The following is a 14,544-nucleotide window of genomic DNA, read 5'->3' as shown; positions in this document are numbered from 1 at the left end:
TACTTTAACAGTTATACCTGTCTGTTCAGCAATAAAATGCATTCAGCGTCACAGTAGAGACGCCCCGGTGGGGCGTCTTTACAAAATTTAACATCACTGTTTATCTTGTCATAGTGAGACTGCGACGCTTGGTTACCATTTGGAAGGCGTCAAGAATGTCACCTTCAACCCATTCATTAAATTTATCAATGCCCACGCCGCATTCATAACCGGCATTTACTTCGCGTGCATCTTCTTTCATCCGCTTGAGTGAGTCTAGAACGCCATCGTAAATCACCTTACCACTGCGACGTACCCGCACTTTGCAGTTACGAAGTAGCTTACCCGACTGAACGTAGCAACCAGCAACGGCTCCACGCCCAACTGGGAAGACAGCACGTACTTCTGCTTGTCCAAGAGGTTCTTCAACCAACTCTGGTTCTAGCAATCCTTCTAAAGCTCCTTGAATGTCTTCGAGGAGTTTGTAGATAATGTCGTACTCGCGCACATCCACACCTGCTTCGTCGGCGGCTTGTCTTGCACCACTGGCGTAGGTAGTGTTGAAGCCAATAATTACGGCTCCACTGGCTGCGGCTAAGTCGATATCTGTTTGAGTGATTTCTCCTGCCGATGCCAACAACATGCGAATTTGCACTTCGTTTTGCGGAATTTGCCTGAGCGATCCGATGATGGCTTCTACCGAACCTTGTACGTCGCCTTTGAGAATCAAGTTGAGTTCTTTCAACTCGCCTTCTTGAGCTTGAGCGGACAAAGTTGTCAGAGTGACACGTCCTTGGAGTAGGCGGGACTGACGCTGTTTTTCGGCGCGTTGTGTGGCGATCGCTCGTGCTTGTTTTTCGTTGCTGAATACCTCGAATTCGTCGCCTGCTGCTGGTACTTCGCTTAAGCCCAGTACCTCAACTGCAAAGGATGGACTAGCTGCTTCTACTCTCTTACCTCCGTCATCTACCATTGCCCGAACTTTACCAAATACGGAGCCTGCCACCAACAAATCGCCGACGTGCAGGGTGCCATTCTGGATTAACAGAGTTGCTACTGCTCCCTTTGCCTTATCCAGATGTGCTTCAATTACAGTTCCTTTAGCGAGGCGGTCGGGGTTAGCCGAGAGTTCTTCTACTTCTGCTACCAGCAGAATCATTTCTAAGAGCGTATCCAGGTTTTCACCCTTAATAGCGCTCACCGGAACCATAATCGTCTCACCGCCCCATTCTTCTGGCGTCATCCCATACTGAGTCAACTCTTGCTTAACCCTGTCTGGCTGTGCCCCTTCTTTGTCGATTTTGTTGATTGCTACGACAATTGGTACTTCGGCGGCTTGAGCGTGGCTGATGGCTTCCACTGTTTGAGGTCTTACACCATCATCAGCGGCTACGACAAGAATAGCGATGTCTGTTACCCTTGCACCCCGTGCCCGCATTGCTGTGAATGCTTCGTGTCCAGGTGTATCTAAGAATACTACCTGCTGCATTTTGCCTGCGTGTTCCACATCTACGTGGTAAGCACCAATGTGCTGAGTAATACCACCTGCTTCCCCTGCCGCCACCTTGGTTTTGCGAATCGAGTCGAGCAGGGTTGTTTTGCCGTGGTCTACGTGACCCATAATTGTTACTACTGGTGGTCGTCGCTGGAGATTTTCCAGGTCTTCCACATCCAGCATTTCGGTGACTTTGCGGGCTTCTGCTTCTGGTTCGGCTGTTTCGACTTCTATTTCTAAGTCTGTTGCCACCGAAGTAATAGTTGGAACATCAAGATTTTGAGTGATACTTACTGCCATCCCTTTCATAAACAGGATTTTGACAATTTCCGTATCAGGTATCGCCAGTACCTCTGCCAGTTCTTGAACTGTCAGAGGACCTGTGATCACCACTTTTTCTGGACGTTCGCGCTTTTGTTCTGCCTGCTTTTGTTGACGATTTTGGTTTTGTTCGCGTCCGGACGACTTTTTATTTTTAGTTGGAGTTGCGACTGCAACTGCTGCTGGCACAGATGCTCTTGCTGACTTAGGTTTAGGTGGACGTGCGATGGAAAGACTTACTTGGACTGCTGCTGGTATTTCCAGTCCTTCTTCATCTAGTAGTAAATCGTCTTCGTCTTCAAAGTCATCAACTATTGGTTTGGTACGCTTACCTTTGGTAACGCCCTTACCTACCTTAGCTGACTCTTTTACTTCGTCAATTTCCTCTTCTTGCCATTTTTTGCCGCCTTTAGCTATGCGTGGCGGTGTTGGGCGTTTGAGTTCGAGAATATCTACGCCAACTGCTGGTACTTCTTCAATTACATCTGATTTTTGCGCTGCTACTTGTACAGGTCTTGGTGGAGTAGCGATGGGCATTGATGGCGAGGAAGGATCTGGACGAGTTGGCTTTGGTCTTGGCGCGTCTATTCCACCAGGACTTGAGGGCCGCACCTTCTGCTCCGGTTTCGTCGGTGCCGGAGTGGGACGCCCAGATTTTTGCGGTGCTCCTTGTGGTGCTTGTGTTTCCCCAGTTGGTGCTGCTGCTTTGACCTTTGGTTTTACAGCGTCGCGATCGCGCTTTAGGATTGGTCGCTCACCTTGACTAAGTTGAGGTGGACTTGGTTTTTCATCAACTGGTCTTGTTGGTGGCGCTGACAATTGCGGCTTTTGGGGTCTTTCTTGTCTATGTCTGGGCGCAGCTGGTTTTTCTGGTTTTTCTGCTGCCACTTTTTCTACTGACTGTTGGTTATTGGGCTTGTTGTCCACGTCCACCACAGAAGTTTGCTCTGTGGTTTCCGACTGATTCCGGGTTACAGGTCGAGTTGGTGCCAAGGGCTTCATCGTTGAGGCTGGTGTAGCGAAGGGGCGAGGGGGTGATGGAGTTGAAACTTCAGAGGAAGCAATTTCTGTATTGGTAGCAGGCGACGCATCTGGGGCGTTTGCCGTGTTATTCCGAATAGGTATAGGTTTACGAATCTCCAAAATTTGTTGTTTATTAGGTGCTGGTCGAGCTATTGAGCCATTTGGTGATGAATTTGCTTTATGGCTTATTATGCCATGATCCCGATTCGGCGTCACTTGTTGTATCGCCGCGTTTTTTTCCGCTTGAGCGCGGATCCTTTCTGCTTCTGATTCTGTAATTGTACTGCTATGGCTTTTGACCGCGATGTTGAGCTGGTCGCAAATTGCTAGTAGCTCTTTGTTATCCAAATTCAATTCCTTTGATAATTCGTAGATTCTAACTTTGCCGTTGTTCATCCACTCTTCCCCTACTAAGATTACAGTTTTGGCGGATGGCTGCCAGAAGAAAGAGACATCTCCATCCAATGATTACTGTTTTAGGTTGCCGCTGTAATTTTGACGGTGCCTCCAATCAGGAAAGAGAGATGTTTCGGTTTAATGCTGGCATCTCCATCTAGGGTGATGGTTGACGCCTTTGTGCGCACGGGCGCTACCAGGTTTATGTGTTGTTCTTTTTTGTTTTGCTGATTCTGAGTCTTCCACGACACAACCCTTGTCAAACTTTTTGGGAGTGTTGCTTCGCCCCCTAATTGTTGGAGTTTAGTCAACTCACCCTATTACTATTTTGGCACTAAAAGAAGTGTTTCTTGCCAATTGTGATGAGCAAATCAATGTTCGGCTCTAAGCACAATTTTATTCGGGATGTCCGGCGCACTTTTTTTGGTTTGCTTACTCATTCAATTTATGAGTTTGCTCATCTGGCTAGTCTTTGCCACAATGTTTGATACAGTGCGGATGGCACTGATGCACGTAGCGATCGCCCTAGCCGATTTTTCTTTTGTGCTGCCTCCAGGCAGCTTTCAAGGGGGCAAATGTAAGCGGAACGCCCCATGCCCTCATCTAATTGTAACTGCCCTGACTCACCATATACACGAACTACTCGCCAAAACTCCTGTTTTAAGCCAACTTTGCGACAACTAATACAACGTCGATAATTTGGTTTCACGATCTCCAAAGTTTAGTTCAATGTGGCTGGACTGGAGAAATGACATGAGTGCCTAACTTTTTAGTAAAGCTTGGACACTTTGCGGTGTATCACCTCCTTGTGCAAAAGCATTTTTGAGTTCATCTATGGCAGAATCCGTACCAGAATCTATAGCAATAGTAGCTAAACTTTCCAGAAGTGGTTTAAGTTCACCAAGACTTGATTTAAGTACCAAGTCTCTAAACAGAGGTGCTGCTTGTGAATCTTCATCTGTAATACTTTGTAGCGCAATTTTCAGGTCAAGGGACAAATGCTGGATTGACTTTGCTGCTGTTTCCAATTTGTTTTGAGATGCTTCTATTTCTTCTTCAAGCTCGGAAAGTTCTTCTTCTTCAAGCTCTTGTTCCTGTTCTTCTGGCTCTTCAGGATACTCCTCGTCATACTCCATTACATCTATTTCTTCTGGTTGTTCATACTCAGGTTCAATTTCCAGTTCTTCTTCTTGTTCTTCCTCCTCCAGCAGGGCTCTTGCTCGCGCTGCGGCAAATCTAGCATCTTCTGCGGCACTGTCGTATTTAGCTTTATCTTTAATATCTATTTTCCAACCAGTCAGCCGAGCTGCTAAACGAACATTTTGTCCTTCTTTCCCAATTGCTAAACTTAATTGATCCTCAGCCACTAATACGTGAGTTTGTCTAGTTTCTGGGTCCATTAGACGCACTTCATCTACCCGTGCGGGCGATAGCCCATTAGCAATGTAAGTAGCTGGATCTGGGGACCAACGAATTACGTCTATTTTTTCACCCCGCAGTTCGTTAACAACAACTTGAATGCGCGAACCTCGCGCACCAATACAAGCCCCTACCGGATCTACATCCCGATCTAAAGTGTCTACGGCGATTTTTGTTCTTGGTCCCACATGACGCGAAGGAGGATTAGCTTCACGTGCTACGGCGACGATCCGCACAACTTCATCTTCAATTTCTGGTACTTCATTAGCAAACAGGTAAACCACCAATCCTGCATCAGCACGCGACACTAGTAATTGTGGTCCCCGTTGTTGACCTTGAGAAACTTTTTTCAGATAGACCTTAAATGTAGCATTTGCTCGATAATTATCGTTGGGTAGTTGTTCGCGTTTGGGCAATTCAGCTTCAACTTCTGGTTGACCAAAGCCACTACTAACTGCCATGATTACCGATTGTCTTTCAAACCGTAGGACTCTTGCCTGTAAAACTGTTCCTTCTAAGTCTTGGAACTCTTCTTGTACCATCTGGCGTTGCTGATCCCGCAGTTTTTGCGCTAATACCTGCTTGGTTTGCATCGCCGCCATGCGCCCAAAATCTCTTTGTTCTGGGGTAACATCTAATACCACTTCTTGCCCTAGTTGAGCTTCATCGCCACCCATGTCCTGAACTTGTTTCAGTTCAATTTCATGGTCTGTGTTGTTGACTGCTTCAACTATTGTTTTCGTCGCAACAACGCGAAAACCTTCTTCTTCTACATCCAGTTGGACATCAAAATTGTCAAAGTAATCCTCATCAAACTGTCTTCGCTCTAAGTTTTGCGCCCGTCGAAAACGTTCGTATCCTTTAAGTAGTGCTTCTCTAATAGCTGATTGAACTGCAACACGAGGTAAATTACGTTCTCTACTTATATTTTCAATTAAATCTTTTAATCCAGGTAAAGTAACCATTGACATAGGCAATCTCCTTTTTTATACAAGCACCCTGCATCAGCTAGGAGTTAGGAGTTGTAAGGATGAGTTGTGAGTTTAAAATTCACAACTCATCCTCAAAATTAACTCTTAACTCTTAACTCAAGCTCGACGTTCGTCTAGTTGAACTTTGGTAATCAGGGAGCGATTGATTTCAACTACACGACCTTTTTGGTTTAAGTAAACATTTGTTTCATCCCGGCGAATCAACTGACCTGTCCACTCTTGTTGTCCGTTGTATGGTGGAGAAGTCCAAACAATGACAGGAAATCCTTTAAAGGAATTAAACTCTCTATCAGTGTTTAGTTGTCGCGAAATACCAGGACTGGAAACTTCCAATACATAAGCATCTGGAATTATTGACGCTGCATCTAAGGAGGCTTCCAAAGCACGGCTCATTAGCTCACAATCATCCAACCCTGTGTCCTGTTGAGGATTGCGGATGTCTACTCGCAAAATTGGTGGACGTTGATTGGTGTGGAAAACCACAGCAACCACCTCCAATCCCAGTTCTTCTGCTACTGGTGTTGCCAATTCTATAATTTGTGGAACTATCGGATGAGTCATGTGCTAATTCAACAAAAAAAGTGGGCTAGTACCCACTTCCTGCGATAAGTATATCTTCCAAGAAGTCTTGCGACGAATCAATGTTGATTCGCCTCTTTTTCGAGTTTAACGCATTTCTTCGAGGGCGAACAGTCAGAAATGATTTTCTTTTGAATAGAGTTTTTACGATGTGCTTCGTAGTTGTTTTGTTTGCTGGAGAATTTGCGTTATGTCCTCTTGCGATAAGCGTTGTACGTAATTAAGCTTGACTTCTTCTAAAAAGTCTAAAAGTAAGTTCTGAATTTCTGAGAGTACGTGTTTTTTCTGAATTGCTGTGCCTAAAATATCACTAAAGCTTTGCACTAGTTGATTGGAGAGTTTGGCGGAAACAGGATCTTCCACCGCGCTAACTAAGGTATTGTAAAGATTACTAGCGATTTGAGTTGCCAATTGCTCACTGAATTGAGATTGCATCTTTCCCATCATTGGTAAATATTGCAGATTGCGATAGATGGGGGATTGATTCAAGACATTATCTATATTATGGCGCAAAATAGCAGTTACCTCTGGTTGGATTTTGGGCAAAACTTGGTATACTACTGTCTTGACTAAAATGCCAACTAGTGCTTCAATTTCATTGATGTTATTCAAGTCTATATAAGGACGCAAGTTCTCTTTTTGCAATAGCCATCCAACCAATTCCCCTCTTTGAATTGAACCTTGGATTTGGTTAATTACTCGAACCACGACAATTTCTGTGAGTTCTTCGGCAAAGTTAGCGACAATTCCTTGATGAATTTGCTGTCTAACGGGTTGTAAAGTAAATAACTTTGCTTGATCTAAACGAATAATTACAGGTATAATTCGTAACCAGCGCCAAAATGGTAGGAGTAAAAACAGGTCATACCAGCGCCATAAAATCGCATTTAACCAACTAAAACTTGGTTGGGTAGCTTTGATGTAGTAACTACGTATGAGTAATTCTAGAGCAAATAATATTATAAAAGGTAAGTCAATTATCCAATAACGATCAATAAATTCGCCATCTTCGCCAATTTGACGGTAATAATTTGTAGCAATTAAGGGGGCAATTTTATGGTCGAAAAAATCAATTTCTTGTGACAAATTTGATGACAAATACCTTTGACTCCAAAAAGTAGCAAAGGCTTGTTTGGCAGATTTTTCGCCTATGTGTTCGCGCATCCGATTTTTAATCTTTTCCAAAGTGCCACTTTTCGACGCTCCGGCAAACGGATTGCTTTCGATCATCTCCACACTGAGACGACGCAATTCTTCTAACTGTTGTGCTACTTGCGGTGATTGTAAAGAAGTTTGTCTAACTTGTTGAGTGAGTGTATTTACTGCTGCTAAATAGTTTTCTGTTTCGCGATGAGGTTCAATTCCTTTAACCTTGTCGTATATTTGAACAACTTGCGGCAGATTGCGGAAAAAGAAATCTCGTCGGGAAACGTAGCTTAAATCAAATAAAACTAGGAACAAATTTACTAGGGCAATAATTGCCATTAATCGTTCATACAATAATTTACGTCCATGAGGCGATCGCGTGTTAACCATTCTCGCTGATAATTTCTTAAATATTAGTTAATACAAATACAACTCATACTAATCTAAAGATATTAAATAATTAGGAAAACAGACGTTAAAGAAAATTAAAATCATTTTTTAACGTCAACATCCTGTCGATCTTACCGTGAGGAGTTTTCATCATGTGGTGTGAGTTCAGAAAATCTAGAGTTGCTATTGCGGCAATTATTTGCCTTTTCTCTGCTAGTCTAGTTATAACAGACGCAGGTTTTGCCGTCCGTAAGCGTAACAATTATACACCGCAGCAATTTCGTGCTTTGTTGCGGGGGCTAGGGTACAAAGTTACAGCTTCAAATGCGCCTCTAACTGATGCTGAGACAAAAGCAGCAATCCAAGAATTTCAAAAGGGGTACAAATTAAAAACCGCCGATGGTGTAGCGGGACCAAATACGCAAGATTTTGCCGCACAAATAGTAGAAATTTTACAGGCAAACTTGAATTTAGTACTTAAACCCCAAAATCCTCTACCCCGCAACCAATATTATGGTCCGCAAACTGAAGCCGCAGTTAAGCAATTTCAGAAGAAATTCCAGTTGCAAGAAACCGGAGTAGCCGATTTAGCTACACGCCAAAGAATCGATCAAGAAGCAAGGACATTATTAACCAAGCCTGCATCCGAACCTTCACCAAAACCAACAGCGACACCAAAAACGACACCAGCGGCGACACCAACACCTGCACCTACATCCACACCGGAGGCAACCACAACACCAACATCTACGCCGACACCGGAGGCAACACCAGAGACAACTACAACACCAACACCAACACCTACACCTACACCTACAACAACACCGACATCTAAACCAAAACCCAAGAGTTAATAGCGCATTTGTGTAGAGACGCACCATGGAACGTCTCTACAATCTATTTACCTGGTTGGATTTGGTTCTTCTAAAGGTCTACCCTTAGGTGTAGGGAGAATAGGGCGACCACCATCGTAGGGCATGGGAATATATTGTACAGTGGGACGTCCACCTTGGGGTTGTGGATATAAATCCATCAGATCATAGATCACACGGGGTAGTCCAACGGTGATGGGTAGCCCCATTTCTGTTGCTTCCTCAACAGTGATAGGGTAGTCGTGAGTGACACGCCCAGTAGTTAAGGCATCGACAATTTTTTCGATGTTTTCTGGTTGAATTTTTTGATTGGGGATATCATCTTTAAGCAAAGTGCGTACAAAACGCTGCACCTGAGTAATGGCTTTGCGTGATAGATCTGCCATAATCAAAGTTTGATCATCAACTTCACCAATAGGTTTATCTTCAACTACTTTAATAATACTGGCTGCTGGGAAATTACCAAGTTGGGGATCAACCGGTCCGAGAACAGCATTGGCATCCATAACAATTTCATCAGAAGCAAGAGCTAGCATCGTACCACCACTCATAGCATAATGAGGTACAAAAACTGTAACTTTTGCTTGATGGCGAATTAATGCTCTAGCTATTTGTTCAGTAGCTAAGACTAAACCACCAGGAGTGTGCAAAATTAAGTCAATAGGTACATCTGGCGGAGTCAAGCGAATTGCTCGCAAAATTTGTTCTGAGTCTTCGATAGTGATGTAGCGCGATAAAGGAATTCCCAGTAAGCTGATAGACTCTTGGCGGTGAATGAGTAAAATCACCCTGCTTTTGCGTTGCTGCTGGAATTCCTGGAGAGCACGCAAGCGCCGAAACTCTATTTGGCGTCTCTGCCATATAGGTTGCACAGACGAAAGGAGGAGGAAAATCCAAAATATATCACCAATACCGAAGCCCATAGGATTGATTGTTCAATAATTGCCGTTATTATTGTCCCAATTTTTAGAGAAGTACAAGTCTATCTGAGGAATTAGACATTTGAACCAGCAGTAGGGACACGGCAATGCCGTGCCCTTACCCCGTGATTGACGACACCGTACCCCTAGCTCAGAAGTTCACCTGTTTCTTGCAGTGAGTGCAAGCGACGGTAAATTCCTTCGTGGCGCAGAAGTTCATCATGGCTACCAACTTCGGCAATTCTACCTTGATCTAAAACCACAATCTTGTCTGCCTCCCTGACTGTACTCAAACGGTGAGCAATAATAATTGTGGTGCGGGTGCCTAAAATTGATCGCATTGCTAGCTGAATCAATCGCTCAGATTCATAATCCAAGCTAGAGGTTGCTTCATCGAAGATCAAAACATCAGGATTAACCAGTAATGCCCTAGCTATTCCTAACCTTTGCCTTTGTCCACCCGATAATCTCACACCTCTTTCCCCGACAACAGTATAATAACCTTGTGGTAAAGAGCGAATCACTTCATCAACTTTGGCAATTCTACAGGCTTCCTCAACTTGAGCAAAACTGCAAGAGCGATCGCCATAAGTCAAATTTTCCAACAAAGTGCCGTTAAAAACATCTACTTCTTGATGCACAATACCCAAACGACGGCGATACGCACCAACCTCCAAATCCCGAATATCTTGCCCATCAATCAAGATTTTCCCTTGATTTGGTTCAAAATATCGAAACAGCAACTTCACCAAAGTAGACTTACCTGAACCGGAGCGCCCTACCAATGCCACTGTTTGATACGGTTCAATCAGTAGATTGATGTCTTGCAACACAGGGCGACTAGCATCATACCCAAAACTAAGGTTATAAAACTCTACTTTCCCTGTAAAGTTATAACTACCACTTTTTTCTGGTTCTACTAAACTTGCGGCATCAACTCCAGTTGGTAACTGCATAAGTTCGTGATAACGCAGCATAGAAGCATAGCGACGAGCAAAAACTTCTGCCAAGTTACTGATAGGTTCTAACTCAGCATAAGCCATACTAGAAACTGTCAAAGTAGTCACAAAATGTCCTAAGGAAATTTGACCTCTTACAGTAGATGCCAACACCAAACCAAGTACAGCAAAAACACAAAACTGAATTAATGTCTTTTGCCAAGTAGCTAGTTTAATGTAACCAAGGTGAATGCGGTAGTCAACAACTTTAAACTCACGATTAATTCTTTGTCGTTGACGCTTCAATTCCTGTGCTTCTGTGGCGAAAGCTTTAACAGTTTTGATGTTGGTGACAATTTCCGAAGTACGGCTTTGGGTATTTTCCATGTACTTATCTATTTTTCGTTCTTGTTCCATCAGCCGTCCTAAGTCTTTTATTGTCCAGCCAAGAATAACTATGAACGAAATTAGAAATAGTATGGCAATCCGCCACTCAATCAATAAGATAACTACAAAAATACCCAGTACTCGAAACAACTTGGGAATCAATTGTCCGGCAATTTCTGGGTAAGTCCAAGTCTGATTCTCCAAACCTCTAGCAATACGTCCGGCAATGCGTCCTGGGTTGTTTTCATCATAAAATTCTAGTGGTAAAGTCAGAATTTTCTCTAGAGTTAGCTGAAAATGATCCCGACGACTACGTAAAGCAATATCCCAATGAAACCACCAAGTACTCCACAGTTGAATTGGTGCTCTAATCACAGTGACGAGGAAGATTACACTCATAATCACCGCTAGGGATAGTAAGCGATCAATAGGTAGTTGAGTTAAGTTGGCAACTACTGCTATTGTATTTTGTACTGGACGATCTAGTGGTTGATTAGACAACACGTTTAACAACTGCCCGATCGCATACGGTACTACTAAGTCAACTATTTCAAAAAAGCTGGCTGCTGTAATACTGAAAATAGCCGCTGCTTGATAGCGACGGTAGTAATTAATGATGTCCCGAAATTTAGCCATGATGTATGCACCTTGGATGAATTAGTGAAGTACAAGATTACTGTACTCATAAGTTTTTACGAATGAAGAGTAAAAATCATCACCCGTAACTTTTCACTATCTGGCTCTGGACATTTTATGTTACATTTGTACTACAAAATAGTCAAGTTCAAAATTAGTAAATCTTTCTTAAGAAGTAGTGACAAGTTACAATCAACTACCTGTGGAATGATTTTTGCATGAAAATTAACTTCACCATGTCTTGGTAGGCGTTCGGACAATAGCGTCAGATTTGAACCGATGGTAGTTTCAAGGTGTTCTAGGTGGAAAAAATTCTAGACGATAGCGGTATAATGCTACAGGATGAGAGCCAGCTGTAAAGTAATCTGCATCTTGGGGCGAAAGGTAGACTGCGGTAACTTGATCTGCTTCTATTGCTGGATCAGATGTAGGTAATTTGTGATAAGCGGTTGTCGATTCAACACTATTAAAGTAAGGACGCGAACCACCTTTAAATAGTTGTTGAAACACTTCAGTGGTGATGAATCCAAGTGGTAAGGATTCTGTAGCGCGTTTTGTGACAATGGAAACTAGTTGGCGTTCGCCACGTAAAAAAGTAATCTGACGATTAGGAGAATCTGGATCTACTTTGACTGATAACACAGTGTTGTCTCCTAAATAAGCTCGTGCCAAACTTAAGCCATTAAAGGCTCTATCTGCTACTACTTTTTTCTCTTCAACAAATTTGACTGGAAAGCTAATTGGCACATTCAGAAACTGACGATTACCTTCAAACCCTGGCGTCACTATATCAGGAGCCAAAGGCGCAACCAAATCTACCAGTGTGCTTGTCACCTGCCAATCACCTAACATCCAGTCGGGATAAACTAAATCCCCCACTGCAGGTTGCACTACAGTTATTTTTTCCCACTGGGGAAAATGCGCTAACCGTTCAGCTAACTGCCCTGCGATCGCTTCGTCATTACCAAAGAAAAATAAACACAACAAATATAAACTCCAAATTACCCTAATAGTAAGGATTGACAGTGTTTTTTGCAATAATGTAATATTCATGTGATTGGTAACTTCGTTAATAAGAAGTTATATTGCATTATTTTTATTAAACTTAATATTTACATTAAAAATCTTAACATGAACATTAGGTGTTGTAGAGACTTTGCCTGCAACGTCTCTACAATCCACCAAACCTAGATATGGTGACATTACCCACCCCACATGTATTTCAAAAATCAAATAGTAGCTGTATGTATTTTAGGGGCAAATATGTGTTTGCCCCTAAAAGTGTTTAATTATCTCAATATAAAGTATTAATAATTACTTATATGGTAATATTGGTTAAGTAGAGTTACTTAAAAAGAGTTAATAGCACAAAATTATTTTTTAGCGTTAGTAGAATTACTTATTCTAATCAGTTTGGCATATATTTATGCTTCTAATTATGTACAAGTAAATGCATAAGTAACTTTTTACCACTGCAGAAATCAAATTTGCAGATCAGGTGAACTTGAGTGGGTGCAAGTTCATAGAAAATACCTTCATATTAATTTTTGAACTAATGAGCTTATCTAGTTCTTTTACAGATTTTTCCCTAGCTGAATTATTTCAACTAATTGACCAAGGACAAAAATCCGGATGTTTGACTGTATGTACTTTACCAGACCTTCATGCAACTGGATCTAAATCTCAATACTTCTACATCTGGTTTAAAGGCGGGCGCATAGTCGCGGCGGCTAACCGTCTCAATGGTCACGGTTTGACAGACAAAATTATACAACGGGGCTGGGTAAAACAATCCGCGATAGATATTTTGACGAGAATATCCACGTCAACACCATTGGGGTTGCATCTCAAAACTCAAGGTATACTGAGTGCAGAGCAACTAAACCTGTTATTTGCCAGCCAACTACAACAAATCCGAGATTTATTTGAAATTCAAAAGGGTGTATTTAAACTTGATAGCAAAGCAACTTTACCTTGGCAGGAAATGACAGGATTAAGCCTAAAAACAACCGAAGTAGCAATGATTGCGTTGAGAGCATTGAAAAACTGGAAACTGCTGGCTGATTTACTGCCAGCGCCTCATTTTGGAATCCAAAGTATCTCAGGTACAAAACCACAGCTAAAGTTAAATGCTTTTGAGTGGCAAGTGTGGGAGTTTGCTAATGGTAGTGTAGATATACAGGCGATCGCATCTCAACTCAACCAACCAGTACATTTAGTACAGCAGGCTGCGTTTCGACTCATGGTGATTGGTTTAGTACAAGAAGTTGCTTTAGTAAAATCTACAATAGAGTCATTGAAAGATTACACCATGGATTGGACAAGCGTGAATTCTCTCAGTAGGGAAGCAGAAAAACTAAGACAACCAGAAACGCTCAAAGTCAGTACAGCGTTTCTGCAAAATCTCGTTGGGTTTTTAAGGAGTAAAGCGTAATGGAAATCCTACGCATAGTCGTAACCGGAGGCGTAGGAGCAGGGAAAACAAGCTTTATTCGCACAATCAGTGAAATAGAAGTGGTTGACACCGACAAAAAAGCCACAGATGAAACTTCCCAGTTCAAAGATACAACTACGGTAGCAATGGATTTTGGGCGATTAAGCATTGCGCCAAATCAATCATTACACCTGTATGGCACACCAGGACAAAGCCGATTTGACTTCATGTGGGATATCCTAATTAAAAAAGCCCATGCTTATATCCTACTAATAGATGCTCATCGCCCAGAGCAATTTCGTTATGGGAAGCGAATACTCAACTTTCTTAATCAGCGCGTGCAAATACCATATCTAATTGGGCTGACTCATACCGATTGTCAAAATGCATGGGAAGTTGAGGATGTAGCAATCGCTTTGGGGTTAGTAGATGAGCGGGTGCGATCATCCATTATCTCAGTTAACGCTACTGAACGAACATCAGTGTTGCAAGCTGTGATTGCACTGGTGCAAGAATTTGCTCAATACCAGCAATCCTGCGGTTAATGATTAAGGTTTTGTAGTTGACTACAAGCCTATTTAAATGTAAAAGTAAGTAAAAAAGTTAAAAGCTTGTTT

General features: G+C 42.5%; 11 protein-coding genes and 1 pseudogene. 3 read left to right on the top strand and 9 right to left on the bottom strand.

What is annotated here, in order from left to right; genetic code table 11:
• Positions 1-100 precede the first annotated feature (100 nt).
• The 6 genes and pseudogenes from infB to ICL16_RS23080 form a co-directional block, all read right to left on the bottom strand.
• Entirely contained in the window at positions 101-3,214 is a 3,114-nt protein-coding gene (gene infB / locus ICL16_RS23105) for a translation initiation factor IF-2 (protein ID WP_190832714.1), read from the bottom strand.
• An 80-nt stretch (positions 3,215-3,294) separates the two neighbouring features.
• Entirely contained in the window at positions 3,295-3,525 is a 231-nt protein-coding gene (locus ICL16_RS23100) for a hypothetical protein (protein ID WP_238360909.1), read from the bottom strand.
• A gap of 146 nt (positions 3,526-3,671) precedes the next feature.
• Entirely contained in the window at positions 3,672-3,923 is a 252-nt protein-coding gene (locus ICL16_RS23095; RefSeq protein WP_190832405.1) for a DUF448 domain-containing protein, read from the bottom strand.
• A gap of 337 nt (positions 3,924-4,260) precedes the next feature.
• Positions 4,261-5,598, bottom strand: a pseudogene (gene nusA, locus ICL16_RS23090) (transcription termination factor NusA); the annotation flags it as partial.
• A gap of 123 nt (positions 5,599-5,721) precedes the next feature.
• The gene (rimP, locus tag ICL16_RS23085; RefSeq protein ID WP_190832403.1) at positions 5,722-6,186 is read right to left on the bottom strand and encodes a ribosome maturation factor RimP; all 465 of its coding nucleotides are present in this window, start codon (positions 6,184-6,186) and stop codon (positions 5,722-5,724) included.
• Positions 6,187-6,348: 162 nt separating this feature from the next.
• Positions 6,349-7,740, bottom strand: a complete 1,392-nt coding sequence (locus ICL16_RS23080; RefSeq protein ID WP_190832401.1) for a hypothetical protein — start codon at positions 7,738-7,740, stop codon at positions 6,349-6,351.
• Between the two features lie 152 nt (positions 7,741-7,892).
• Here ICL16_RS23080 and ICL16_RS23075 point away from each other — a divergent pair, with 152 nt between their 5' ends.
• Positions 7,893-8,594 (top strand): peptidoglycan-binding domain-containing protein, encoded by a 702-nt coding sequence (locus ICL16_RS23075; RefSeq protein ID WP_190832399.1) that lies wholly within the window; start codon positions 7,893-7,895, stop codon positions 8,592-8,594.
• Between the two features lie 47 nt (positions 8,595-8,641).
• On the opposite strand, the gene ICL16_RS23070 is transcribed toward ICL16_RS23075, so the two are convergent.
• The 3 genes from ICL16_RS23070 to ICL16_RS23060 all read right to left on the bottom strand — a co-directional run bounded on the left by ICL16_RS23070 (position 8,642) and on the right by ICL16_RS23060 (position 12,546).
• Positions 8,642-9,535 (bottom strand): SDH family Clp fold serine proteinase, encoded by an 894-nt coding sequence (locus ICL16_RS23070; RefSeq protein WP_190832397.1) that lies wholly within the window; start codon positions 9,533-9,535, stop codon positions 8,642-8,644.
• 143 nt (positions 9,536-9,678) lie between these two features.
• Positions 9,679-11,493, bottom strand: coding sequence for an ABC transporter ATP-binding protein (locus tag ICL16_RS23065; protein WP_190832395.1), 1,815 nt, complete (start codon positions 11,491-11,493; stop codon positions 9,679-9,681).
• A 288-nt stretch (positions 11,494-11,781) separates the two neighbouring features.
• Positions 11,782-12,546, bottom strand: coding sequence for a DUF6816 family protein (locus ICL16_RS23060; protein WP_202895664.1), 765 nt, complete (start codon positions 12,544-12,546; stop codon positions 11,782-11,784).
• Between the two features lie 502 nt (positions 12,547-13,048).
• On the opposite strand from ICL16_RS23060, the gene ICL16_RS23055 reads away from it, so the two are divergent.
• Together ICL16_RS23055 and ICL16_RS23050 are read left to right on the top strand one after the other, a co-directional pair.
• On the top strand, positions 13,049-13,927 hold the full coding sequence (locus ICL16_RS23055; RefSeq protein WP_190832393.1) for a DUF4388 domain-containing protein: 879 nt from the start codon (positions 13,049-13,051) through the stop codon (positions 13,925-13,927).
• A complete protein-coding gene (locus ICL16_RS23050; protein ID WP_190832391.1) occupies positions 13,927-14,472 on the top strand; it encodes a GTP-binding protein in 546 nt (181 codons plus the stop codon). Before ICL16_RS23055 ends, ICL16_RS23050 begins: the two co-directional genes overlap by 1 nt.
• Positions 14,473-14,544: the final 72 nt, after the last annotated feature.

It is taken from the genome of Iningainema tapete BLCC-T55, assembly GCF_014698965.1.
Lineage (GTDB): Bacteria > Cyanobacteriota > Cyanobacteriia > Cyanobacteriales > Nostocaceae > Iningainema > Iningainema tapete.
This window is presented reverse-complemented; position numbering and strand designations above follow the sequence as displayed.

Bases quoted from the DNA above. Each gene is read 5' to 3' on its own strand.
- ICL16_RS23060 (WP_202895664.1), bottom strand. From the start codon at position 12,546: ATGAATATTACATTATTGCAAAAAACACTGTCAATCCTTACTATTAGG.
- ICL16_RS23070 (WP_190832397.1), bottom strand. From the start codon at position 9,535: ATGGGCTTCGGTATTGGTGATATATTTTGGATTTTCCTCCTCCTTTCG.
- infB (WP_190832714.1), bottom strand. From the start codon at position 3,214: ATGAACAACGGCAAAGTTAGAATCTACGAATTATCAAAGGAATTGAAT.
- ICL16_RS23080 (WP_190832401.1), bottom strand. From the start codon at position 7,740: ATGGTTAACACGCGATCGCCTCATGGACGTAAATTATTGTATGAACGA.
- ICL16_RS23055 (WP_190832393.1), top strand. From the start codon at position 13,049: ATGAGCTTATCTAGTTCTTTTACAGATTTTTCCCTAGCTGAATTATTT.
- ICL16_RS23075 (WP_190832399.1), top strand. From the start codon at position 7,893: ATGTGGTGTGAGTTCAGAAAATCTAGAGTTGCTATTGCGGCAATTATT.
- ICL16_RS23065 (WP_190832395.1), bottom strand. From the start codon at position 11,493: ATGGCTAAATTTCGGGACATCATTAATTACTACCGTCGCTATCAAGCA.
- ICL16_RS23050 (WP_190832391.1), top strand. From the start codon at position 13,927: ATGGAAATCCTACGCATAGTCGTAACCGGAGGCGTAGGAGCAGGGAAA.
- rimP (WP_190832403.1), bottom strand. From the start codon at position 6,186: ATGACTCATCCGATAGTTCCACAAATTATAGAATTGGCAACACCAGTA.